The following is a 24,707-nucleotide window of genomic DNA, read 5'->3' as shown; positions in this document are numbered from 1 at the left end:
CCCTTCGTCAGACCACTGCTGAAGAAACGTTAATCCCCCGTCCCGATTCTCGGGCGCCGAGTCCCACCATCCGGTACACAGGTCTTTCTCAGGTAATCCCCATGATCCGGTCAACTTGAGGGCCTACCTTCTCCATCATGGCGATCCAGCAGGCCCCGATGCCGAGCAGAAGCGTCGCGCGGGCGGGGCGGCCGAGAGAGGGGCGGGGGCGCGCCGACCTCTGGCTCGGCTACCAGGGCCCGGCCAACAGGCCGTTCGGTGCCGCCACCGCCGCCGTCACGGGCCGCCTTGTCGCCCGCCACGCGGTGCACACCTCGGCCGCCGACTTCTCGCTGATGCTCGTCGCACCGGAGTGGATGACCCGCCGCACGGTCAGCCTGGCCATCGCCGACGCGGTCGCCGAGCTCCGCGCGATCGACGTGACCTACAGCCCGCTACGCCGCGGCAGCCTTGTGTCGCTGCTGCGCCGCGGTGAGGTCACCCCCGAGGCGTATCCGCCGCTCGCCGACATCGTCGCCCGCTGCGACGCGATGCGCGCGGCCACCGACGGGTGGTTCGACGCCTGGGCGGTGCCCGGCGGCTTCGACCCGGGCGGCCTGCTCAAGGGGTGGGCGGTGGAGCGGGCCGCGGCCCGGCTGCGCGCCGCCGGCATCAGCGACTACGCGGTGGTCAGCGAGGCCGACCTGGCGGTGCGGGGCAACGCGCCGCACGGTGGGCCGTGGCGGGTCGCGATCCACGACCCGCGCGAGCCACGCCGGGTGGCGATGATGCTGGAGATGAGCGAGGGCGCGGTCGGCACCTCCGGCGTCACCGGCCACCGGGGTCACGTGGTCGACCCGCACACCGGCGAGATGGTCCGCCACGTGGGCGCGGCCGTCGTGACCGGTCCCGACCTGGCCATCGCCGACGCCTACGCCACTGCCCTGTTCGCCGCCGGGCCGGCCGGGCTGGGCTGGTTTCCCACAGTGGACGGTTATCGGATGCTCTTCGCCGACTGCCGTCCGTCCTGAGGCATTCAATGGACCTGCCAATCTCCCAGGTGCGGTCGCCGTGGGGGCGCACGGGCCGTACGGGTCCAGATTGAAGGGTCCAGCTCCAGGGGGTAAGGAAGATCAGCCTCCGCGGTCTCGGCAAGTGACCGCGGAGGCTGATCGTCAAGTTCGGGCACGCGTGGCTCGCGCACACGGGAGGTGCGGCGACACACCTCGCCGCCGAGTCACCCGAAGACCCGCCCACGCGGTGCGTAACCGTGTAAATACGCTATCGATTGGCCCCGACCCGGCGCAAGACAGGCACGCCCGCCGCGTGTCGCGTGGGGTGGGCGCCTTTGGGCGTTCACTGGGTGGCAATATCTGTGCCCGTGAGTTTTGACCTCGTCGTGTGGGCCCTCGACGCTGGCGCCACGCCAGCGGACGTACGGGCGGCGTACGAGCTGTGCCGCGAAGGTGAGCACGCGGCAGGCGCAGTCGACCGCCGCATCGGCAGGTTCTACGCCGAGCTGACCGCCCGGTGGCCGGATCGGCTGCCGGTCGCCGACAGCCCGTGGGCCGCCGCGCCACTGCATGTCGCGACCGACCACGTCCTGATGTGCCTCAGCGAGTCGTGCGCCGACGCCGTGCTGGAGGCGATCGAGTACTTCGCCGGCGAAAACGACCTCATGCTGCTCGACCTCCAGGACGGCACGGTCTATCCACCGCCGACCCGGGTCAGATGAGAAAGGGCTCCCCGCGGCGGCGAGGAGCCCTTTTCGCGTAGTTTGGCCTACTCCTCGCGCAGGTCGGCCGCGCTCGCCGCGGTCGCGCCGATCACGTCGGCGGCCTGGGTGAGCAGCTCGGCGCCGACCGAGGAGTCGACGGTGAGCGTCATCAGCGCCTCGCCGCCGGCCTCGCGCCGGGCCACCTGCATCGCCGCGATGTTGACGCCCGACTCGCCGAGGATCGAGCCGATCGCGCCGACGACGCCGGGCCGGTCCGCGTACCGGAAGAAGAGCAGGATGCCGTCGGCGGTCAGCTCGATGTCGAAGCCGTCGACCTCGGTGAGCTTGATCGTCTCCTTGGTGCCACTGACGACCACCGTGCCGGAGACGCTGACCGTACGGCCGTCGGGCAGCGCGCCTCGCACGGTGACGAGCGTCGGCTCGTCGGCCGAGTCGGCGAACGTGGCCAGGTCGACCTCGACACCCCGGTCGGCCGCGAAGAGCGGCGCGTTGACGTACGTGACCTGCTCGTCGACCACCGCGGCGAAAAGGCCCTTGGTGGTAGCGAGCTTGAGCACCGCCACCTCGTTGGCGACCGCCTCGCCGCGCACCTCGACGGTCACGCTGGCGGCCACCCCACCGGCCACCGCGGTGAAGACCCTGCCGAGCTTCTCGGCGAGCGGGAGCAGCGGCCGCACGTCCTCCGCGACCACGCCACCGGCCTGCACGTTGACCGCGTCCGGCACGAACTCGCCCTGTAGCGCAAGCTTGACGCTCTTGGCGACCGCGAGGCCCGCCTTGTCCTGCGCCTCGGCGGTGGACGCGCCGAGGTGCGGGGTGGCCACCACGTTGTCGAACGCGAACAGCGGCGACGCGGTGCAAGGCTCCTTCGCGTACACGTCGATGCCGGCGCCGCCCACCCGGCCCTCGGCGATCGCGTCGGCGAGCGCCTGCTCGTCGATCAGCCCGCCACGAGCGGCGTTGACGATCCGCACGCCCGGCTTGACGATCGCCAGCTCCTTTTCGCCGATGAGCCCCACAGTCTCCGGCGTCTTGGGCAGGTGGATCGAGATGAAGTCGCTCTCCCGCAGCAGCTCGTCGAGCCCGACAAGGCGGACGCCGAGCTGGGCCGCACGGGCCGGCTGCACATAGGGGTCGTACGCGATCAGGCGGGTGCCGAAGGCGGCGATCCGCTGGGCGAAGAGCACGCCGATACGCCCCAGACCGACCACGCCGACGGTCTTGCCCTGGATCTCCACGCCGGTGTACTTGGAACGCTTCCACTCGCCGGCCTTGAGCGCGGCGCTGGCACTGGCGGTGTTGCGCGCGACCGCGAGCAGCAGCGCGAGGGCCTGCTCGGCGGCGGAGACGATGTTGGAGGTGGGCGCGTTGACGACCATCACGCCGCGGGCGGTGGCGGCGGGCACCTCGACGTTGTCGAGACCGACCCCGGCCCGGGCGACGACCTTGAGGCGCGGGGCGGCGGCGATCGCCTCGGCGTCGACCTGGGTGGCGGAACGGACGATCACGGCGTCGGCCTCCGCCAGCGCGGCGAGTAGAGCCGGCCGGTCGGTGCCATCGACATGACGGACGTCGAAGTCATGCGCGAGCACGTCGATAGCGGCGGGAGCGAGCTCTTCAGCGATCAGTACGACGGAAGTCATCTGTCCTCGTGGGGTTGTGGGCGGGTTATCGGCAGCGCGTCGACCTTGAGTGTGTGGCCGTACAGCGCGCCGCTCTGCGCCCTGCGCCTCCCCGCGAGCGGACGGCTCTCGCGGTCTTCGCCCTCCGTCACGCCGCCCGTCTGGGCGCGACGATTGGCGCGGGGAGAGCGTGCGTGCCCTATTCCGCGATCGTAGGCGCACGAGGACGCTCAGTCGCTCCCGCCTTGGCGTGAGCGCCCTCACAACCCTTTACAAATGCGACGTAACCGGCGGTCAGGCCACCGAGTGACGATCGACACGAGCCAGCTCGCGGCCCACCTGCCGGAACGACGTCGCCTCCGAGCTGAGCGCGTCCAGGAAGGTGTCGAAGGCCAGCGCACCGACCGGCGGGTAGATCCGCTCCCGCGGCGGCTCCTCCCCCGGTGCCAGCGCGCCCTCCGAGACCATGAACTCCAGGATCGCCTCGCGCACGGCCGGCAGCGCGACGGGCGAGTGGTACAGCACGTTGAGGGCCTGCGTCCGCATCCCCTTGACGTGGTCCTCGCCCTTGTTGTCGTGGAAGTGCGGGTTGCGCGTTTCGATCTGAAGCACTGGCACGGAGTGCGGCAGCACCTGCGAGGAGACGACCGGGAGTACGCCGCCGAACTGCTCGAACAGCTCGACGTACTCGAACGGCTCCACCGCGAACCCGCCGGCCAGCCGCATCCGCAGGCCGAGCTCGAGGCTGAGCGCATGCTCGCCGGCGTTGCCGGTCGCGATCACCTCCGTGCCGAAGCCGGAGTACTCGGCGACGAGCCGGTTGAGGAACATGTTGGTGACTTCCGAGCTGCGGCCGCGGCGGCTGAAGAAGAGGCGGCCGTCGCGCAGCTTCGGCTTGGAGTGCCAGGAGATGCGGACCATCGAGTACGGGCTGTCGGCCGAGGCCAGGTGCAGGCCGGCCGCATACGCCTTGCAGTACTCGTTGACCGCGCCGGGCACGTAGTTGTCGGCGTCGACGTAGCCCAGGTAGCGGCGGCCGGTCACGGCGGCCAGCGCCATGCCGATCAGCATTGCCTCGCCCTTGCCGGTGCGGACCAGTCCCTCGTCGTCAATCAGCTCCGGCATGCCGGCCGCCTTCATCGCGGCGGCCAAGCCGGGGTCGCGCTGGTGAATCGCCAAAGCAGGCCGCTCCGCCGAGCGGCAGAACTGCTCCAGGCTCTGCACCTCAATCTCGTACCGATCGACGGGCTGGCGAGCACTGTTACTCACGAGAATGATGAGACAGTCGTGCGGAATTCCAGAGAGCACACCCTCAATTACTCTGCGTGTCTCATTCATGCACGGAATAACGACGACCAATTCCTCCTCGACCGCTCGCATCGCGTCGGGCGGCACCAGCTGACTATGGGATCCGGCCTGGTCAGCGCCGCGTTGCGCGCCCGAGTCCAGCTCGATGACGCGCTGAAGCTCATGGATCCGTACGGCGCCGAAGCGCTCTGTTCGGTGCGGTTGCTCCAGACGCATGAATCGACGGTACCTGAGGGTTCGATTAAGTGCGCGTAAGCGAAGACAGATTGGGGGGAAGGTGGGGGTCTCGTTCGTAATAGTTCCACGCGCGCAATCTGCTGGTAACGCAGTCTCGCCCGTACCGTGATCAAGGCGCCCCCCGGTCGTCGGAGGGCGCCTTGACGGTGGTGCTCAGGTGAAGGAACTCAAGCGGTTTCGGTAATCGGGCGGTCCACCCAGCTCATCATCGCCCGGAGCTTCTTGCCGGTCTCCTCGATCGGGTGGGCGGCGCCCTGCTCGCGGTACTTGTTGAAGTTGGGGCGTCCGGCGTCGTCCTCGGCGATGAGCTCGCGGGCGAAGCTGCCGTCCTGGATCTCGCCCAGGATCCGGCGCATCTCCTCCTTGGCCCGCTCGTCGATGACGCGCGGACCACGGGTGTAGTCGCCGTACTCGGCGGTGTCCGAGACGCTGTACCGCATGCGGGCGATGCCGCCCTCGTACATGAGGTCGACGATCAGCTTGAGCTCGTGCAGGCACTCGAAGTAGGCCACCTCGGGCGCGTACCCGGCCTCGGTGAGCACCTCGAACCCGGTCTGCACCAGCGCGGACGCGCCGCCGCAGAGCACCGCCTGCTCGCCGAAGAGGTCGGTCTCGGTCTCCTCCTTGAACGTCGTCTTGATGACGCCCGCCCGGGAGCCGCCGATCCCCTTCGCGTACGAGAGGGCCAGCGCGAGAGCGTCGCCGCTGGCGTCCTGCTCGACGGCGACCAGGCACGGTACGCCCTTGCCGTCCACGTACTGCCGGCGGACGAGGTGACCCGGTCCCTTCGGCGCGACCATCGCCACGTCGATGTCGGCCGGGGGCTCGATCAGCCCGTACCGGATGTTGAGCCCGTGCCCGAAGAAGAGCGCCTTGCCCGCGGCGAGGTTGGGCGCGATGGACTCCGCGTAGATCTTCCGCTGCGCGGTGTCGGGCGCGAGCAGCATGATGACGTCGGCCCACTCGCTCACCTCGGCCGGCGTGCCGACCGTCAGGCCCTGCTCCTGCGCCTTCGGCCGGCTCTTCGAGCCTTCGGGCAGGCCGATCCGCACCTCGACGCCGGAGTCCCGGAGGGAGAGTGCGTGGGCGTGGCCCTGGCTGCCGTACCCGATGACGGCGACCTTCTTGCCTTGGATGATCCCAAGGTCCGCGTCGTCGTCGTAGAAGACCTCAGCGGCCATTTCTTTCCTTCCTTGGTTCGTTCCCGGCGGTCGCGGTCTCCCGCGCACCGCCGGCCAGTGTCAGGCGGCGCGCAGCGCCGGCCCTGTTGTGATCGAGCGCGACCCGCGGCCGATCGCCACCATGCCGGATTGGACCATTTCCTTGATTCCGTACGGCTCGAGGTCGCGCAGCAACGCGTCCAGCTTGTCGGCCGTGCCGGTGGCCTCGATCGTGAGCGTGTCCGGCGCGACGTCGACGACGCGCGCGCGGAAGAGGTTGACCGTCTCGAGTACCTGCGAGCGGACCGGGCGGTCGGCCCGGACCTTCACGAGGAGCAGCTCCCGCTGGACGGCCACGGTCGGGTCCAGCTCGACGATCTTGAGAACGTGCACCAGCTTGTTGAGCTGCTTGGTGACCTGCTCGAGCGGGGACTCCTCGGCGTTGACCACGATGGTCATCCGGGAGACCTCGGGGTGCTCGGTCTCCCCGACGGCGAGCGAGTCGATGTTGAACCCGCGGCGGGCGAACAGCCCGGCGACCCGGGCCAGTATGCCCGGCTTGTTCTCCACGAGAACGGAGAGCGTGTGCTTGGTCATCTATCGCTCAACCTCACAGGTCGTCTTCGTCGAAGCTCGGGCGCATGCCGCGGGCGAACATGATCTCGTCGTTGCTGGTGCCGGCGGCCACCATCGGCCAGACCATCGCGTCCTTGCCGACGACGAAGTCGATCACGACGGGCGCGTCGTTGATCTCCATGGCCGCCTTGATGGTCTTGTCGACGTCGTCCGCGCTCTCGCAGCGCAGGCCGACGCAGCCGAGCGCCTCGGCCAGCTTGACGAAGTCCGGGATGCGGTGCTTGTGGGTGCCCAGATCAGTGTTGGAGTAGCGCTCGCCGTAGAACAGCGTCTGCCACTGCCGCACCATGCCGAGGTTGCCGTTGTTGATGATGGCGACCTTGATCGGGATGCCCTCCAGCGCGCAGGTGGCCAGCTCCTGGTTGGTCATCTGGAAGCAGCCGTCGCCGTCGACCGCCCACACGGTGGTGTCGGGCTTGCCGACCTTGGCGCCCATCGCGGCCGGGACCGCGTACCCCATCGTGCCGGCGCCACCGGAGTTGAGCCAGGTGTGCGGCTTCTCGTACGAGATGAACTGGGAGGCCCACATCTGGTGCTGCCCGACGCCGGCGACGTAGATCGCGTCCGGCCCGGCGATCTCGCCCAGCCGCTTGATGACGTACTGCGGGGCGAGCGTGCCGTCGGTCGGGTCGTCCCAGCCCAGCGGGTACCGCTCGCGCAGGTCGTCCAGCTGAGCCCACCAGTCCGTACGGTCGCCGGTGCGGCCGGCCGCGCGCTCGGCCGAGACGGCCTGGATCAGCTCGTCGATGACGTGCCGGGCGTCGCCCACGATCGGCACGTCGGCGGTGCGGTTCTTGCCGATCTCGGCCGGGTCGATGTCGGCGTGCACGATCGCCGCGTCCGGCGCGAACGAGTCGAGCTTGCCGGTCACCCGGTCGTCGAAGCGGGCGCCGAGAGCGACAAGCAGGTCGGCCTTCTGTAGCGCGTACACCGCCGCGACGGTGCCGTGCATGCCGGGCATGCCCACGTGCTGGGGGTGCGAGTCGGGGAACGCCCCGCGCGCCATCAGCGTGGTCACGACCGGGATGCCGGTCAGCTCGGCCAGCTTGCGCAGGCTGTCGGTGGCATGGGCCTTGAGGACGCCGCCGCCGACGTACAGCACGGGGCGGCGGGCCGAGGTCATCAGCCGCGCGGCCTCACGGATCTGCTTGCCGTGCGGGTGCAGCGTGGGCCGGTAGCCGGGCAGCTCCATGGTGGGCGGCCAGTTGAACGTGGTCAGCTCCTGCTGCACGTCCTTCGGGATGTCGACGAGCACCGGCCCAGGGCGCCCGGTCGAGGCGAGGTGGAACGCCTCGGCCAGCACCCGCGGGATCTCGTCCGCCGTGGTGACCAGGTAGTTGTGCTTGGTGATCGGCAGGGTGATGCCCTGGATGTCCGCCTCCTGGAAGGCGTCCGTGCCGATCGCGGGCCGAGACACCTGGCCGGTGATCGCGACGATCGGGACGGAGTCCATATACGCGTCCGCGATCGCGGTGACCAGGTTTGTCGCGCCCGGCCCCGAGGTGGCGATGCAGACGCCGACCTTCCCGGTCGCCTGCGCGTACCCGGTGGCGGCGTGTCCCGCGCCCTGCTCGTGGCGGACCAGGATGTGCCGGACGCTGGAGTCGTAGATCGGGTCGTACGCCGGCAGGATCGTGCCGCCGGGGATGCCGAACATGACGTCGACGCCGAGCGCCTCGAGCGACTTGACGAGGCTTACCGCGCCGGAGACCTTGGCGGGGGCGGGCGGAGCCGCCGGAGTGGCGGCGTTGGCCGCAGCGGCGAGCATCGCCGGCGACGGTGCGCGGTGGGCGAGTGTCTCTGGTGTTGGTCTCGTCATGGCGTTCAGCCTTCTGGCTCGTGGTCGGTGGTCTCGGGATCACATGGCTGGGTCTACGTCTGCTCGGCACAATCGTGCCTCCAGACATGAAAAAGGCCCGCGTGCGAACGCACGGGGCCAGCGCACTCTCCGAGGGGAGAGTGCGCTCAGGTAAGTACTCGAGACGACCAAGTCGGCATGCGGCTAAGCCTGACGCATCTCATGCGATGAGTCAACTGATCTCACATTCTGAGCACGACGGGACGTTGGCCCTGCATTTTGGTCTCTGTCGCGCTTTTGCTCCGGCACCGGCACGACGCGAGCGGGTGACGTAGCGGACTCCAAGCGAGCCTCGAAGTGCTCGGCCGGGACCGGCCACCCGGACAGGTAACCCTGGCCGAGCTTGCACCCCGCCTCGACCACCATCGTCATCTGTCGCTGCTCGCCGATGCCCTCGGCGATGACCTCCAGCCCGAACTGGTGACCGAGCTCGACCACCACCCGGACCATCTCCTTGACCACCAGCGAGTGGTCGATCTTCAGGATGTCGACCGGGAGCCGGCGGAGCTGGCCGAGCGACGAGTAGCCGGCGCCGAAGTCGTCCAGTGCGATCCGAACCCCGGTCTCGCGCAGGTCGCGCAGCCGCCGGATCAGCTCCTCGACGTCGCTGGAGACGGCGTGCTCGGTCACCTCAAGCACCAGCCGCTGTGGTGGCACTCGGTGCGCCCGTAGCGCGTCCTTCACCTGGTCGACGTATCCGGGCGCGTGCAGCTCCCGCGGCGAGACGTTGACCGACACCCACACGTCGTGCCCCTCGGCGAGCCAGCGGGACAGCTGGTGGCAGGCCTGGTGGAGCACCCAGGCACCGAGCCGGTTGATCATCCCGCACTCCTCGGCGACCGGGATGAACTCGTCCGGGCCGACCTTGCCCAGCCGCGGATGCTGCCACCGCAGCAGCGCCTCAGCGCCGACCGGCCGCACGTCGGGCAGCATCACGACCGGCTGGTACTGGAGGTGCAGCTCGTCCCGGTCGATCGCGCCGCGCAGCTCGTGCTCCAGCTCGGTGAGGCGGCGCAGCTTCACGTCGTACTCGATGTCGTACAGCTCGACCCTGTTCTTCCCGTGTGACTTGGCCCAGCGCAGCGCGATGTCGGCGTTGCGCAGGAGGGTGGCCACGTCGGGGACGGTCGCGCAGCCGGCCAGCCCGATGCTGACCGAGAGGAACACGGTGCCGGCCTCCTGCTCGTACGGCCCGCCGAGCACGCCGAGCAGCCGGGACGCGGCCCGCTTGGCCTCGCCTGGACGGGCCCACATCAGCACCGCGAACTCGTCGCCGCCGAGCCGCGCGGCCACGTCACCCGGGCGCAGGGCCATGCGGAGGCGCTGCCCGACCTCGACGAGCACCGCGTCGCCCACGTCGTGGCCGCGCATGTCGTTGACATTCTTGAAGCCGTCGAGGTCGAGCGAGAGCAGCGCCGCCTCCGCGCCGGCCACCCGCTCGTCCTCCAGCGCGCTGAGCAGGCCGCGCCGGTTGGCCAGGCCGGTGAGCGGGTCGGTGTGGGCAAGCTCGCGGAAATACGCCTCGCGGTCACGCAGGCGCTCCGCATACGCCCGGACGTCGCGCAGGGCCAGGAACTGCCGGGCGACAAGCGCGAAACCCTCCAGGCTGCCGGTCACGATGCCGATCAGGTCGAACTCGCCGCCACGCAGCAGGTGGTAGAGCGCCGAAGTGGCCATCGCGGCCATCGGCAAGAACGCATACGCACTGCCGCGGCGGCTCAGCTCGCCCTCGATCGCCAAGCCCTCACCCGGGTCCGTTGGCGGGACGGGCATCCGGTCGGCGTGGCGGGCGGCGAACGCGACGATGCCGAGCGCGGCCGGCAGGAGCACCGCGCTGACGTCGACAAGCAGGGTCCTGCCCTGGCACACCCCGCTGGCCAGGCCGATGCCGGCGACCGCCGCGAGCGTCACACCGGCGCCCACCCGCACGACCGGCCCGCGCGGCTGCGGCGCGCGCATCGCCGTGATCACGCTAACGCCGAGCGCGAGCGCGGCGATCGCGGCCGGGATGAGCAGGGGGCGGCACCCAGACGGCGTACGGTCGCCGAGCAGGTGCGTCGGCTCGGAGACAGCCACCCAGCAGACGAACCACACCGCCGCCGCGATCACCAGGGCGTCGAGCAGGTGGCGGAGCATGCCGGGCGGCGTGGGCGCCGCGCCGGGGAGCATGAGCAGGCCGGCCAGCAGCAGGCCACTGCTCACCGCGATGCCGAGCGCGAGAAGGCTGCCCAGCAACGTCCGGTCGGGCTGGCTGTGCACCACATGCTCTTGCATGGCGATGCTGGCCGCGATGCCGCCGACGCACGTCAGGGCGGCCACGGCAGCCCCGGCGGCGAGCAGCCAATAGGCACGGCGGCACGCACCGGCGTGAGCTCGAGCCGACGCGGTCAGCATCACGACACAGACCACCGCGAACACCACACCGGCCGTCGCGACGGCGGCCACCACCGAGGGGAGGGGCACGAAACCATGCTGCCGGATATCGGCGGGGCCGTGGGGGACGGCATGTGCGACTCGCAACTTATTGGCACGGAGCGCCTAAACGGACGGTACGAAGGGCCCACCTGGTGGATCTTTACGTGGCCACGGCGGGCTAGGACCCTTATCGGATCCCGAATATTGAAACGTGACAGACTGGTTTCATGCCTGAGCTGCGGTCGAGGACCTCCACGCATGGTCGCACCATGGCCGGCGCCCGCGCCCTGTGGCGCGCCACCGGCATGACTGACGACGATTTCGGCAAGCCGATCGTCGCCATTGCCAACAGCTTCACCCAGTTCGTACCCGGGCATGTGCATCTCAAGGACCTCGGCGGCCTTGTCGCCGACGCGGTGGCCGAGGCCGGCGGCGTCGGGCGCGAGTTCAACACGATCGCGGTCGACGACGGCATCGCGATGGGCCACGGCGGCATGCTCTACTCGCTGCCGAGCCGCGAGCTGATCGCCGACGCCGTCGAGTACATGGTGAACGCGCACTGCGCCGACGCGCTCGTCTGCATCTCCAACTGCGACAAGATCACGCCGGGCATGCTGATCGCCGCGCTGCGGCTCAACATCCCCACGGTCTTCGTCTCCGGCGGTCCCATGGAGGCCGGCAAGACCATCGCGATCGAGGGCATCGTCCACGACAAGATCGACCTCATCGACGCGATGATCGCCTCGTCCAACGACGCGGTCACCGACGAGCAGCTCGACGGCATCGAGCGCTCCGCCTGCCCGACCTGCGGCTCCTGCTCCGGCATGTTCACGGCCAACTCGATGAACTGCCTCACCGAGGCGATCGGCCTCGCCCTCCCGGGCAACGGCTCGACCCTGGCCACCCACGCCGCGCGCCGCGCGCTCTTCGAGCGGGCCGGCCGGCTCGTCGTCGACATCGCCAAGCAGTGGTACGAGAACGACGACGCCTCGGTCCTGCCCCGTTCGATCGCGTCGCGGAGCGCGTTCGAAAACGCGGTCGCCCTGGACGTGGCGATGGGCGGCTCGACAAACACGGTGCTGCACCTGCTGGCCGCGGCCCGCGAGGCGGAGCTCGACTTCGGCGTCGCGGACATCGACGCCATCTCCCGCCGCGTGCCCTGCCTGTCCAAGGTCGCGCCGAACTCGCCGAAGTACCACATGGAGGACGTGCACCGCGCCGGCGGCATCCCGGCCATCCTCGGCGAGCTCGACCGGGCCGGCCTGCTCAGCCGCGACGTGCGGTCGGTGCACGCCTCCGACCTGTCGTCCTGGCTCGCGGACTGGGATGTCCGGGGCGGTTCGGCGACGCCGGAGGCGATCGAGCTCTTCCACGCGGCGCCGGGCGGGGTGCGCACGACCGAGCCGTTCTCGACGGAAAACCGCTGGGACCGCCTCGACGTCGACGCGGCCGAGGGCTGCATCCGCGACAAGGCCCACGCGTACACGGCGGATGGCGGCCTCGCGATCCTGCACGGCAACCTCGCGCCGGACGGCTGCGTGGTCAAGACCGCGGGCGTGCCCGAGGAGGTCTGGCGGTTCAGCGGCCCGGCCCGGGTGTTCGAGTCGCAGGAGGACGCGGTCAGCGGCATCCTCAACAAGGACGTCAAGGCCGGCGACGTGGTCGTCATCCGGTACGAGGGCCCGAAGGGCGGGCCGGGCATGCAGGAGATGCTTTACCCGACCTCGTTCCTCAAGGGCCGGGGCCTGGGCCGCGCCTGCGCGCTGATCACCGACGGCCGCTTCTCCGGCGGCACCTCGGGCCTCTCCATCGGCCACGTCTCCCCGGAGGCGGCCGGCGGTGGCCTGATCGCCCTGGTCGAGGACGGCGACGAGATCGTCATCGACATCCCGGGACGGTCGCTGGAGCTGAACGTGCCGGCCGACGTGCTCGACGGCCGCCGGGTGGCCCAGGAAAAGCGCGACAAGCCGTACACCCCGGTCGACCGCGACCGCCCGGTGTCCGCCGCACTGCGCGCGTACGCCTCCATGGCCACCTCGGCGAGCGACGGAGCCTACCGGCTGGTGCCCTGACCGGGTGCGCTCACGTCGTTGACGCAGCGGAGGACGGGGCGGCTCGTGAGGGCCGGCCCGTCCAGAGTGGACGCTCCGGTGACGGCGAACGTGGCGGACTCCCCGGTAGCAGCGTGACCAACAGCTCGTCCACCGAGGCGGACGGGTCCAGGCGGTCCGGAAAGAGGGCCAGGTCGCGCAGGATCGTGCCGGCGTGCACGGTGACCCGCCAGCCGTCCGGCACCGGCTCGGCGGTGGCTTCGTACTCCGGCGCGGGGTAGGCGATGTCCTTGTCCTCCGCGAAGAACCACCACGCCCGCTGACCGTCGCTCTCGGCCAGCAGGAGCTCGCGGCGCGGGTCCTCGCTGCCGGTCAGGTCGCCGGGCAGCGGCAGCGTCACGGCCGAGCGCGGGGGTACGTTCAGCTCGACGGCGGTCTTGGCCCGCGGCTCGCCGGAGATGGCCAGGCGGGTGAGGCTGGCCGGGGCCTGCCACGGCTCGGCGCCGTCGTTGACCGCCACGAGCACCAGGTCGCCGTCGCGCGGCTGGAGGGTGAGCAGGCGGTCGGCGTACGCGCGGCGCAACGCATACCAGAGCGGCTTGCGCCGGCCGTCGCCGTCGACCGCCGCCCACGAGGTGACCGGCCAGCAGTCGTTGAGCTGCCACATGACGGTGCCCATGCACAGTGGACGGAGCGACCGGAAGTGCTCGATGCCGAGCGCGACCGCCCGCGCCTGGTTTACCTGCGTGAGGTAGTGCCAGTCGTCGAAGTCGCGGGGCGCCGGCAGGTGCGCGTCGAGTCCACGTTGGAGCTTGGCGTCGCCGTCGGTCGCCTTCTGGTGGTGGAGCATGCCGGGCGAGTCGTGCGCCAGCGGCTCGTCGACGATCGAGCGGCGCAGCGTGGCGTACGCGGGCGGGCCCTGGTAGCCGAACTCGGCGACGAACCGCGGACGGTAGTCGCGGTAGTGGGTGTAGTCCTTCTGGTTCCACACGTCCCAGATGTGCATGCTGCCGTGCGCCGGCTCGTTGGGGTGCCGGGAGGGGCCGGAGTACGGGCTACTCGGCCAGTACGGGCGGGTGGGGTCGAGCTCGGCGACGATGGCCGGCAGCACCTGGAGGTAGTAGCCCTCGCCCCAGCTGCGCCCGTCCAGCCGCTCCGGCCAGCCCCAGTCGTGAAAGCCCCAGATGTTCTCGTTGTTGCCGAACCAGGCGACAAGGCTGGGGTGGCTGGCGAGGCGGGTTACCTGTTCGCGGGCCTCGGCCACCACCTCGCTCGCGATCGGCTCCTCCTCGGGGTACGCCGCGCAGGCGAAGAGGAAGTCCTGGACGACGAGGAAGCCGAGCTCGTCGGCCAGGTCGTAGAACTCCTCGGACTCGTAGCGGCCGCCGCCCCAGACGCGCAGGAGGTTGACGTTGGCGTCGCAGGCCTGGGCGAGGCGCTCCGCGTACCGCTCACGGGTCATGCGGGTGACGAACGTGTCGTCGGGGATCCAGTTGACGCCCTTGGCGAAGACCGGGACACCGTTGACCACCAGAGTGAACGGGGTACCGTGCGCGTCCGGTGTCGTGTCGAGGCGTACCGAGCGGAAGCCGATCCGCCGCTGCCACGTGTCGACAACTTCCCCGTCCGCCGCGCGAAGGGCGACGTCGAGGAGGTGGCGAGCCTGCTCCCCGTACCCCCTCGGCCACCACAGCTCGGGGTCACGGACCTCGAGCGTCACCACGGCCGTGCGCTCCCCCGGCCCGATGGTGGTTTCGGCCCGGACGCCGGCCACCGCCGCGCTGACCGCGAGCGGCCCGTCGCTGGCCCGCTCGACCTCGACGTGTACCTCGACCCGCCCGACCCCACCCTCGACCGTCGTGAGTGGACGGACCGTGGCCAGACGGGCGGTACCCCAGCTGTGCAGCCCGATCTCCTGCCAGATGCCCGCGGTGACCACCGTGGGTCCCCAGTCCCAGCCGAAGTTGCAGGCCATCTTGCGGACGAAGTTGAACGGCTCGGGGTACGCGTTAGGCCGCGCGCCCAGCCGCTCCCGCATTTCCTCCGCGTAGCGGTACGCCGATCCGAAGTGGACTCTTAGGCGGTTGTCGCCGGGCCGCAGGTGCGGGCGGACGTCGAAGCGGTAGGACCTGTGCATGTTGGCGGTGCTGCCAAGCTCGACGCCGTTGAGGCTGACGGTGGCGACGGTGTCGAGGCCGGCGCAGGCGAGGTCCACCCGCGGGTCGCTCGGGCCGTCCCAGTGGAACACCGCCTCGTACACCCAGTCGGTGTGCCCGATCCAGCGCAGCGCTGTCTCGTTGTCGTCCAGATGCGGGTCGGTTATGCGGCCGGCGGCCAGCAGATCGGTGTGGACGCAGCCGGGAACGGCCGCCGGCACCGGACCGACCGACGAGTCAGCCGATGCCACGGTCCAACCGTCGTGCAGCAGTCGGTACGAACCCATGTCTCTACCCCTTAATGCCGGACAGCGCGATGCCCCTGGTGAAGTGCTTTTGGAAGACCAAGAAAACGACGACGGTGGGTAGGGAGGTGAGCAGGGAGGCGGCCATGATGACCGCGAAGTGCTGCGGGTTGTACGCATTCGACGCGTTCAGCCGGGACAGCGCGACCGGCAGGTTGGCCATGCTGTCGCTCTGCACGATGATGAGCGGCCAAAGGAAATTGTTCCACTCGGCGAGCACCACGAAGATGGCCATCGCGGCGAGCGCCGGCCGCATCAGCGGCATCACGACCCGCCACCAGATCCGCCACTCGCTCGCGCCGTCGACCCGCGCGGCGTGCACGAGGTCGTCCGGGATCGAGCGCATGTACTGCACCAGGAAGAAGACGACGAACGCCTTCGCGAGCGCCGGGACGATGTACCCCTGGTAGCTGTCGAGCCAGCCGAGGTTGCGCACGATGAGGTAGTTGGGGACGAGGCTGACCTGCCACGGCACCATCATCGAGGCCACGATGACCACGAAGATGGGCCGTTTTCCGGGCAGGTCCATCTTGGTCAGTGCGTACGCGGCGAGCGAGGCGAGCAGCAGCGACAGCACGGTGATCGTGGTGGCGACGAGAAGGCTGTTGAACATGAACCGCCCGAAGCCGCCCGGCACGTCGCTGAAGCGCTGGAAGAGCCCGGCCACCACTTGCTCGCCGCGCTGCTCCGGGGTGTAGGTGGGGTCGTAGAAGGCGTCCAGCGTCGGGTCGTGCGGCACGAAGCTCGGCGGGTTCTTCGTCAGCTCCGGCACCGGCTTGAAGGCCGCGGTGAGCATCCAATAGAAGGGCACCAGCATGGTGAGGCCGAAGAGGTACAGCGGGATGCGGCCGAGCGTGGGCCACAGGTTGGGTCGCATCACAGCTCCCTCAGCGCGCGGGTGACCCGGAGCTGGATCATGCTCACGACGAAGATGACGATGAAGAGCGACCAGGCGATCGCCGAGGCGTAGCCGAGCTGGAACTTCGTGAAGCCCATGTCGTAGAGGTACGGCACGAGCATCAGGCCGCTGTCCTGTACGCCGCCCACGCTGCTGACGCCCCGGAAGACGATGTAGACCGCCTCGAAGACCTGGAACGCGGAGATGAGGCTGGTGATCACCACGTAGGTGGTGACCGGCTTGAGCTGGGGCAGCGTGATGTACCAGAACTGCTGCCAGGCGTTCGCGCCGTCCAGCCGCGCCGACTCGTAGTGCTCCTCCGGGATCGCGTTGAGCCCGGCCACGAAGATCACCATGCCGTACCCGCAGCCGCCCCAGACCGCCATCACCACGAGGATCGGGATCGTGAGGCTCGGCGTGGCGAGCCACTGCACGGGCTCTACGCCGACCCACCCGATGACCGTGTTGGCGAGCCCGAAGTCCTCGACCGTGAAGATCCACCGCCAGATCAGCGCGACCGCGATCGTGGAGGTGACCGCGGGTAGGAAGAAGAGGGTACGCATGATGCGGTCGCGCCAGCTCGTGCCGTGGAAGGCGACCGCGAGGGCGAGTGCGAGGACGGTCGTGAGCGTGACCGTGGCGGCAACGTAGGCGAACGAGTTGACGAGCGCCGTACGGAACCGCTCGTCCTCGAACCACAGCCGCTGGAAGTTGTCGAAGCCCACGAGCGTCGGCGGCTTTACGCCGTTGTAGTTGGTGAAGGCGAAGTACAGCGAGTTGAGCAGGGGCCACACGAGGAACCCGGCGAACAGCGCGGCGAAGGGGAGCAGCATCAGGTACCCGGGAAGCGCCCGCCGCAGCCGCATGCGCCGCAGTGCGGGCGCGCGCTTCGCCCGGCGTACCGGATGGGAAACCTGGACCCCCGCGGGCGGCGAGGTCGTGGTCGACGCCATGGGTTCTATTTGAGGTTGTTGTTCATGATGGTCGCGGCCTCGCCGAGCGCCTGCTTCGGATCGACGTTGTCGTTGACGACCGACTGGAGCTTCTTGGTGACCTCGGCCTGGCTGACCTCCCAGCCCTTGCAGTTGGGCGGGCCGCTCACGGTCTCCATCGTGGTCTTCAGCGTCTGCTTGACGTTGTCGGTCGTGGTGAGCGTGTCGATCTGGTCCGCCCGCGGCGAGAGCCACAGCTCACCCGACTTGTTGTAGACCTCCTTCTGGAGGAGCTGGATGGCCTCGTCGGTGTAGAGCCACTTGATGAACTCGGTGGCCGCCTTCGGGTACTTCGTGTACGCCATCACGCCGACGATCCGGCCGCCCACGAAGGTGCCGGGGCCGGCCGGGCCGGTCGGCAGCGCGGCAACCTGCCACTTCCCCTTGAGCTGCGGGTGGGTGGTGTCGATCGCGTTGGCCACCCACGAGCCGTCGATGGCCATCGCGACCTCACCGTTGGCCAGGCCCGCGGCGGAGTCGGTGGCCGCCTTCGGCACGCCGTGCTCACGGAACTGCTTGGCCCAGGTGGCCGTGGCCAGCACGGCTGGGTCACTGTCGATCGTGGCCTTCGAGCAGTCGTCGGCGTACAGGGAGCCGCCGGCCTGCTTGAGCCAGTTGAACCAGGGCAGCCACTCGAAGGTGTTCCAGTTTTCGACCAGCGGAGTCTTCACCCCGGCCGCCTTGAGCTTGGTGATCGCGGCGGTGAGCTCCTCCCAGGTCTTCGGCGGGCCGCTCAGGCCGGCCTTCTGTAGCAGGTCGGGCCGGTAGAAGAGCAGGTAGAAGGCGTTGTCGAAGGAGACGCCGTACACCGCGCCGCTCGGCGACGTGATCGCCTTGAGCACCTCGGGCCGGGTCTGCGACTTGATGCTGCCGATGTCCTGCGCGTTGAGGTCGATCATGCCGCCCAGCTCGCCGAACTCGATGCCCCACGACATACCGCCGGAGATGATGTCCGGCCCGGTCCTGGAGGTGGCGGCGGTGAGCACCTTGGCGTGGCCGTCGTCCCAGCTCAGCGCCTGCACCTTGATCGTCACGTCGGGGTGGGACTGCTTGTAGATGTCCGCCACGACCTGGAGCGCCGCGGCGTGCTCGTCAGATCCGGTGTTCCAGAACGTGAGGCTCGCCGGTCCCTCGGCCTCTTGGGCCGGCTCGTCGCCTCCGCCGGAGGTGGTACAGCCGGCCACGAGAGCGGTTATCGCGGCCGCGGCTACCGCCAATCGCGTGCGCATGTGTGCCTCCCTATGACTAGCGCCACATCATCGATAGATTTCGACTGAACCGGTTGAGTAGGCACACCGTACGGCCAGCATCCAGGGGTGTCAATGAGGCCCGGACGCAGGACTTAACCGGACAAGCATTCGGCTGGCGGCACGCTTCGGGCGGGCGCGGGGTAGCGTAAGACCGCTTGTTACGAAGGAGCGCCCTCGTGAAGCGACCCACCATCGCGGACATCGCGCGGCGTGCCGGAGTCTCCAAAGGCGCCGTGTCGTATGCCCTCAACGGGCAGCCCGGCGTCTCCGAGGCGACCCGGCAGCGCATCATCGCGATCGCTCAGGAGATCGGGTTCAACCCGAACAGCGCCGCCCGCGCGCTCTCCGGCGCCACCGCCAACGCGGTCGGGCTCGCCCTCTGCCGCCCGGCCCGCATCCTCGGCATCGAGCCGTTCTTCATGGAGCTGATCAGCGGCGTCGAGGCGGAGCTGTCGGCCCGCTCGTACGCGCTGACCCTCCAGGTCGTGGCCGACCAGGAGGCCGAGATCGCGGTGTACCGGCGCTGGTGGGGCGAGCGGCGGGTGGACGGCGTCTTCGTCTGCGACCTGCGGGTCGACGACCGGCGCGTGCCCGTGCTGGAGGAGCTACAGCTCCCCGCGGTCGTCATCGGCGGCCCCGGCCACACCGGCAGCCTCGCCAGCGTGTGGGCGGACGACGCGGCGGCGCTGGTGGAGACGATGGAGTACCTGTTCGCGCTCGGCCACCGCCGCATCGCGCGGGTCGGCGGGCTGCCCGGACTGCTGCACACGGAGATCCGCAGGCAGGCGTTCGTCGACGCGGGCCAGCGGCTGGGGCTGGAGCAGTCGGTGACCGTGCCGTCCGACTACACCGGCGAGGAGGGCGCCCGCGCCACCCGCCGCTTCCTCAGCTCGTCCGGCCGCCCAACCGCGATCATCTACGACAACGACGTGATGGCGATCGCGGGCCTGGCGGTGGCCCAGGAGATGGGGCTGGCGGTACCGGGAGACCTGTCGATCGTCGCGTGGGACGACTCGGCGCTGTGCCAGCTGACCCACCCGCCGCTGACCGCGCTGGGCCGGGACATCCCGGCGTACGGCGCGCACGCCGCCCGCCAGCTGCTCGCCGCGATCGAGGGCAAGCCGATCGGCGCGTACCAGGACGAGACCGCTCACCTCACCCCGAGGGGCAGCACCGCCGCTCCCCGTCCCGTCTGATCGGAAGGGTGTTCGGTAAGCTCGTCGGGTACTCGCGACTGGCGCATTGAGGTGGAAGAGACCACCGGGGAGCGACCACGATCGCGGCACCGCGCGCCTGGGTGCCGATCAGCGTTGACATGCCAGGAGGTCGCTGTGCACGTACCGCCGATTCCACACCTGACCGCTGCCGATCCGGAGCTGGCCCGCCTCGTCGAGGGTGAGGCCCAGCGCCAGCACGACAAGCTGCGCATGATCGCCTCGGAAAACTACGTCTCCGAAGCCGTGCTCGAAGCGAGTGGCACGGTCCTGACGAACAAGTACTCCGAGGGTTACGCGGCCAAGCGTTACTACGAGGGCCAGCAGTTCGTCGACCAGATCGAGACGCTCGCGATCGAGCGGGCCAAGTCGCTCTTCGGCGTCGACCACGCCAACGTCCAGCCGTACTCCGGCTCCCCGGCCAACCTCGCCGTCTACCTGGCGTTCCTCAACCCGGGTGACACGGTGCTGGGCATGTCCCTGCCGATGGGCGGCCACCTGACCCACGGCTGGTCCGTCTCCGCGACCGGCAAGTGGTTCAACTCCGTCTCGTACGGGGTCTCCCGCGAGACCGGCCTGATCGACTTCGACGAGGTCCGCGACCTGGCCCGCCGCGAGCGCCCGAAGGTCATCTTCGCCGGCGGTACGGCCATCCCGCGCACGATCGACTTCGCCGCGTTCGCCGAGATCGCCCACGAGGTCGGCGCGGTGCTGGCCGCCGACATCGCACACATCGCCGGCCTCATCGCCGGCGGCGCCCACCCGACCCCGGTCGGCCACGCGGACGTCATCACCACCACGACCCACAAGACCCTGCGCGGCCCGCGCGGCGCCATGATCCTGTCGACCGAGGAGCACGCCAAGGCCATCGACCGTGCGGTCTTCCCCGGCCTCCAGGGCGGCCCGCACAACCACACGACGGCTGGCATCGCGGTCGCGCTCCGCGAGGCAGCGCAGCCTGACTTCCGCGACTACGCCGCCCAGGTGGTCGCGAACGCGAAGGCGCTCGCGGCGGCCCTCGTCGAGCGGGGCTTCGACCTCATCTCGGGCGGCACCGACAACCACCTGATCCTCGCCGACCTGACCAGCAAGGGCATCGGCGGCAAGCCCGCGGCCAAGGCCCTGGACCGCGCGGGCATCGAGCTCAACTACAACACCGTGCCGTACGACACGCGCAAGCCGTTCGACCCGTCCGGCATCCGGCTGGGCACGCCGGCGCTGACCACGCGGGGTCTGACCGAGGCGCAGATGCCGCAGGTGGCCGTGTGGATGGACGAAGCGGTGACGGCCGCGGTCAAGGAAGACGACGGGACGCTCGACCGGATCGCGGGCGAGGTCCACGATCTGCTCGCCTCGTACCCGATGCCCGGCTACAAGGCCTGATCTTTGCGGGATGCCGCAGCCTTTCGGGGCTGCGGCATCCCTTTTTCACAGCATCGAGTCGTACCGGTCGCCAGCCTCGCTGATCGGGCGGTAAGCCTCGTCGGCCGCCAAGCGGTGGAGCGCTTCGAGGAGCCCGTCCGCGGCCGGCAGGTCCAAGGCCTCGCGCAGCCGCTGACGGTCCGCGTCGAGGTCCGGCCAGTCCTCCCTGATCTCGTCGTCGGCCTCGGCCAGCCAGGCATGCAGGTCGGCGCCGCCGTCGTCGCCCAAGGGACGGGCTGTCGCGTCGTGGATGCTGGAGACGCTCCCGACGAGCGCGAGGGCGTTGCGCAGGCTTGTCGCGATGAGGCCGCCCTCGCCTTCGGAACCCGCGTAGACGACGGGGCGCTCGTCGCCGGACCCGACGAGCATGAAGGCGCCGCCGGACGCGTCGCCGGCGATCATTTCAAGGGGTTCGCCGCTGGCGAGATGGACCGGCTCGACCGGGCCATTGGCGACCCGGTCGATGTCGAAGTCGAAGTCGGTCAGCAGCTTCGCGATCGTCGGCGTGCTGCGGATCCGCGCGAGGATGGCAGCGTCGGTGGTGAGGGGCTCGGACACGCGCGTGACTGTAGCGGTCCGACGCACGAGGCGGGTGGCGTCAGCCTGACGGGGCGCGGTGTTCCTCCAGGAACGCCTCGATGCGCTCGGCCGGTGCGGGCCTGGCCAGCGCGAACCCCTGCCCCAGCCGGCACCCCGCCTCCTTGGCCTGCCGCACCTGGGCCACCGACTCCAGGCCCTCGGCGATGATTTCCACGCCGAGCCGGCGCCCGAGGTCCGCGACCACGTCGATGAGTGGGCGGCTGTGGCCCTTGAGGTCGGCCGGGAGCTGGTCGGAAGGTGCGGAGATGATGCTGCCGTCGATCTTCAGGAGGTCGACCGGCAGGCGGCGGAGTTGTTGCAGCGATGCCTGCCCAGCCCCGAAGTCGTCCAGGGCCGTACGGACGCCGAGCGACCGCAAGGCCGCGAGCTGGGGCACGACCGCGGCCACGTCGGCGGAGAGGCGGGATTCGGCGACCTCGACCACGATCAGCTCGGGTGATATCTCGCGCTCGGCCAGCAAGCTCTTCACCCGCGTGACGTAGTCGGCGGCGGCCAGCTCGCGTGGGGAGACGTTGACGGACATCCACAGCTCGCGGCCCGGTACCGTCCAGGCGGCCAACTGCTTGACGGCGGTGGCCAGCACCCACTGGCCGATCTCGTCCAGCAGCGCGAGGTCTTCGGCCACGGGCAGCAGCTCGCTGGGCAGGACCGTGCCCAGCGTGGGGTTGCGCCAGCGCAGCAGCGCCTCGACGCCGACCGGCTGGCGGTCCGCGAGGGACAGGACCGGCTGGTACACGAGGTCGAACTCGCCCCGAGCGGCGGCGCCGGGCAGCTCGCGCTCCAGATCCATGCGGCGGACCAGCTGCTCTTCGAGATAGGCGTCGTACCACTCGATGCGGTCGCGGCCCAGCTGGCGCGCGCGGCGGCGGGCCAGGTCGGCGCGGCGGAGGACATCGTCCACATTGTCCCCGCCGGACAGCTCGGCCAGACCGATGCTGACCTTGAGGTGCACGATGGCGCCGGGCAGCTGGTACGGCTCGGTGAGCACGGTGAGCAGGCGGGTGCCCAGCGCGTACGCGAGCACCGGGCCCTCGACGGTCACCACCGCGAACTCGTCGCCGGCCAGCCGGGCCGGTAGGTCGTCCGAGCCCACGGCGGTACGCAGGCGGCGGCCGACCTCCATGAGCACGACGTCGCCGATCTCGCGGCCGCGTACCTCGTTGACGTCGGCCATGCCGTGCAGGTCGATGACCAGCAGCGCGCCGGTGTGCCCGACCACCTCGCGCTGGCTGACGATCGTGCGCATCAGCTCGCGACGGTTGGCGAGGCCGGTCAGCTGGTCCGTGAAGGCGAGCTGGTGGAGCGTGCGTTCCAGGTGGCGGCGCTCGCCAACGTCGCGTACGTGCACGACGAGCGCGGCCACCGCCGGCACGGCGCGCTGGTCGCCCACAGTGGACTCGGTGTCGCGCCACGCGCCGTACCCGTCGCGGAGGCGGGCCTCGACAAGCGGCGGGCGCCCCGGCGCCTCGCGCTCGGACAGCACGGCCGTGAGCAGTGCGGTCACCTCGGGCGCGTCGTCGGGGTGCATCAGCGCGGGGAACGGCCGGCCAACCACCTCGGCGTCGGAGAGGCCGAAGAGCCGGGCCGCGGCGGGCGACTGCCACCGCACCACGAGGTCGTCGCCCACGATCATGATGAGGTCGTTGGCGCCGGCGACCAGCGAGCGGAAGTGGGCCTCCTGCTCGACGAGGCGGCGGGCGTAGCGGCGTACGTCGGCGGCGGCCATGATCTCGCGGACCACGACGGTCGGGATCACCATGAGGCCGATCAGGATCGCCGTGTGGTCGAACTCGCCCACCGTGATCAGGTGGTACAGCGCGGCGAGCATGGCGAGCAGTGCCGGCACGGTCAGCAGCGGGTACCCCGAGAGCCGCGTCTCCGGCTCGGCGGGCGGCACAAGGTCGCCGTCGGCGTCCGCCCGGTAGGCGCCGAGCAGCACCAGCACGGGACCGAGCAGCACCAGGGCGGCCGGGTAGAGGAGGGTGCCGTCGCTCACGCCGTACGCGATCATCATGGTCTGGATCGCCAGGCCGAGCACAGCGGCCCCGGCGCCGGCACCGCAGAGCATGGCGGCGCGACGGTAGCGGGCGGCGCGCAGCGCCGTCACGGTGACGATCGAGAGGCCGCCGACCGCGAAGAGCATCCCGGCCAGCGCGGCGGGTGGCATGCCACCGGGCGGCGGCAGCAGCCAGCCGGCGAACGCGAGGCTGACCCCGATGCTCACCCCGTCGCTGACGCGGCGCAGGCGCGCGCCGAGGGTGGTGGCCGCGCCCGGCAGGAGCAGGACGCCCAGGACATACGTCGTGACGGCCGCGCCCAGCCCGACCGCGCTCGCGGCGGCCTGGTGCGAGGCGTCGACCTGGATGACCGCGAGCGCGGTGAGCCCGCCGGCCAGCGAGCCCACGCCCAGGAAGCCGGCGCCGCGGCACGGGCCGAAGCCGTGCTGCTTGGCGTGGATGTGCAGGGCGAGGCGCCACAGCCGGTACGTCACGAGCGCGGCGATCCCGCCCACGCCGGCCAGGTAGCCGAACGCGGGAGGGGTGAGGCCGGCGAGCGAGCCGGCGAAACACACCAAGGCCGCAGCGGCCACGGCGATGTCGGCGGTGGGGATGGCGCCTAACCGGGTGCGGGCGCCGGGGTTGTACGGCACTGTCACTGCCGGGTCCTCTTCACGAGGGGAGTGAGGGGACGGCGCGGTTTCGCTTGTGGCGACACCGCACCTATGACCGGTAACGAAACGCCGGCCACACGGGTTACGGGTCAGAACTTGTCGAGATGATCAGCCTTTGGCGGCCGAAGGGCGGAATCGCACCTCACCTACGGCACGGAGGGATACTACGGCTCGTCGGGCTGCCGGGACGTCCGG

Annotated in this window: 16 protein-coding genes, 1 pseudogene and 1 riboswitch; of the genes and pseudogenes, 5 read left to right on the top strand and 12 right to left on the bottom strand. The window is 70.3% G+C overall.

Features of this window, described 5'->3' with window-relative positions; translation table 11 throughout:
- Positions 1-158: 158 nt before the first annotated feature.
- Both Pflav_RS40125 and Pflav_RS40120 read left to right on the top strand, forming a co-directional pair.
- Positions 159-1,010, top strand: coding sequence for an FAD:protein FMN transferase (locus tag Pflav_RS40125; protein ID WP_173042911.1), 852 nt, complete (start codon positions 159-161; stop codon positions 1,008-1,010).
- Between the two features lie 350 nt (positions 1,011-1,360).
- A complete protein-coding gene (locus Pflav_RS40120; RefSeq protein ID WP_173041751.1) occupies positions 1,361-1,714 on the top strand; it encodes a hypothetical protein in 354 nt (117 codons plus the stop codon).
- 47 nt (positions 1,715-1,761) lie between these two features.
- Here the strand turns inward: Pflav_RS40120 and serA are convergent, their stop codons facing one another.
- The 6 genes from serA to Pflav_RS40090 form a co-directional block, all read right to left on the bottom strand.
- A complete protein-coding gene (gene serA, locus Pflav_RS40115) occupies positions 1,762-3,360 on the bottom strand; it encodes a phosphoglycerate dehydrogenase (RefSeq protein WP_173041750.1) in 1,599 nt (532 codons plus the stop codon).
- Positions 3,361-3,633: 273 nt separating this feature from the next.
- Complete coding sequence (gene mpgS / locus Pflav_RS40110) at positions 3,634-4,863, bottom strand: mannosyl-3-phosphoglycerate synthase (RefSeq protein WP_173041749.1); 1,230 nt, start codon at positions 4,861-4,863, stop codon at positions 3,634-3,636.
- A 188-nt stretch (positions 4,864-5,051) separates the two neighbouring features.
- Positions 5,052-6,113 carry a ketol-acid reductoisomerase gene (gene ilvC / locus Pflav_RS40105; protein ID WP_332107840.1) on the bottom strand — a complete coding sequence of 354 codons (1,062 nt, stop codon included), beginning with the start codon at positions 6,111-6,113 and terminating at the stop codon, positions 5,052-5,054.
- 12 nt (positions 6,114-6,125) lie between these two features.
- Positions 6,126-6,641: an acetolactate synthase small subunit gene (gene ilvN / locus Pflav_RS40100; RefSeq protein WP_173041747.1), complete on the bottom strand. Its 516-nt coding sequence runs from the start codon at positions 6,639-6,641 to the stop codon at positions 6,126-6,128.
- Positions 6,642-6,654: 13 nt separating this feature from the next.
- A complete protein-coding gene (locus Pflav_RS40095; protein ID WP_173041746.1) occupies positions 6,655-8,499 on the bottom strand; it encodes an acetolactate synthase large subunit in 1,845 nt (614 codons plus the stop codon).
- 183 nt (positions 8,500-8,682) lie between these two features.
- Positions 8,683-10,932 (bottom strand): putative bifunctional diguanylate cyclase/phosphodiesterase, encoded by a 2,250-nt coding sequence (locus Pflav_RS40090; protein WP_173042910.1) that lies wholly within the window; start codon positions 10,930-10,932, stop codon positions 8,683-8,685.
- 248 nt (positions 10,933-11,180) lie between these two features.
- Between Pflav_RS40090 and ilvD the strand changes: the two genes are divergently transcribed.
- The gene (gene ilvD, locus Pflav_RS40085) at positions 11,181-13,025 is read left to right on the top strand and encodes a dihydroxy-acid dehydratase (RefSeq protein ID WP_173041745.1); all 1,845 of its coding nucleotides are present in this window, start codon (positions 11,181-11,183) and stop codon (positions 13,023-13,025) included.
- Here the strand turns inward: ilvD and Pflav_RS40080 are convergent.
- The 4 genes and pseudogenes from Pflav_RS40080 to Pflav_RS40065 form a co-directional block, all read right to left on the bottom strand.
- Positions 13,007-15,447: pseudogene (locus Pflav_RS40080) on the bottom strand (glycoside hydrolase family 2 protein). The gene ilvD and the pseudogene Pflav_RS40080 sit on opposite strands and share 19 nt — an antisense overlap.
- Positions 15,448-15,451: 4 nt before the next feature.
- Entirely contained in the window at positions 15,452-16,342 is an 891-nt protein-coding gene (locus Pflav_RS40075) for a carbohydrate ABC transporter permease (protein ID WP_173041744.1), read from the bottom strand.
- Positions 16,342-17,316: a carbohydrate ABC transporter permease gene (locus Pflav_RS40070; RefSeq protein WP_173041743.1), complete on the bottom strand. Its 975-nt coding sequence runs from the start codon at positions 17,314-17,316 to the stop codon at positions 16,342-16,344. Before Pflav_RS40070 ends, Pflav_RS40075 begins: the two co-directional genes overlap by 1 nt.
- 5 nt (positions 17,317-17,321) lie before the next feature.
- Positions 17,322-18,584, bottom strand: coding sequence for an extracellular solute-binding protein (locus tag Pflav_RS40065; RefSeq protein WP_173041742.1), 1,263 nt, complete (start codon positions 18,582-18,584; stop codon positions 17,322-17,324).
- A 197-nt stretch (positions 18,585-18,781) separates the two neighbouring features.
- Between Pflav_RS40065 and Pflav_RS40060 the strand changes: the two genes are divergently transcribed.
- Both Pflav_RS40060 and Pflav_RS40055 read left to right on the top strand, forming a co-directional pair.
- The gene (locus Pflav_RS40060) at positions 18,782-19,801 is read left to right on the top strand and encodes a LacI family DNA-binding transcriptional regulator (protein ID WP_173041741.1); all 1,020 of its coding nucleotides are present in this window, start codon (positions 18,782-18,784) and stop codon (positions 19,799-19,801) included.
- Between the two features lie 24 nt (positions 19,802-19,825).
- Positions 19,826-19,911: riboswitch (ZMP/ZTP riboswitch) on the top strand.
- 25 nt (positions 19,912-19,936) lie between these two features.
- Positions 19,937-21,202 (top strand): serine hydroxymethyltransferase, encoded by a 1,266-nt coding sequence (locus Pflav_RS40055; RefSeq protein WP_173041740.1) that lies wholly within the window; start codon positions 19,937-19,939, stop codon positions 21,200-21,202.
- Between the two features lie 45 nt (positions 21,203-21,247).
- Here the strand turns inward: Pflav_RS40055 and Pflav_RS40050 are convergent, their stop codons facing one another.
- Entirely contained in the window at positions 21,248-21,799 is a 552-nt protein-coding gene (locus tag Pflav_RS40050; protein WP_173041739.1) for a hypothetical protein, read from the bottom strand.
- Between the two features lie 40 nt (positions 21,800-21,839).
- Positions 21,840-24,497, bottom strand: a complete 2,658-nt coding sequence (locus tag Pflav_RS40045) for a putative bifunctional diguanylate cyclase/phosphodiesterase (RefSeq protein ID WP_232072479.1) — start codon at positions 24,495-24,497, stop codon at positions 21,840-21,842.
- Positions 24,498-24,707: the final 210 nt, after the last annotated feature.

It is taken from the genome of Phytohabitans flavus (genome assembly GCF_011764545.1).
Classification (GTDB): Bacteria; Actinomycetota; Actinomycetes; order Mycobacteriales; family Micromonosporaceae; genus Phytohabitans; species Phytohabitans flavus.
The sequence above is the reverse complement of the archived record's forward strand: the minus strand, read 5'-3'. Positions and strand labels throughout refer to the sequence as shown.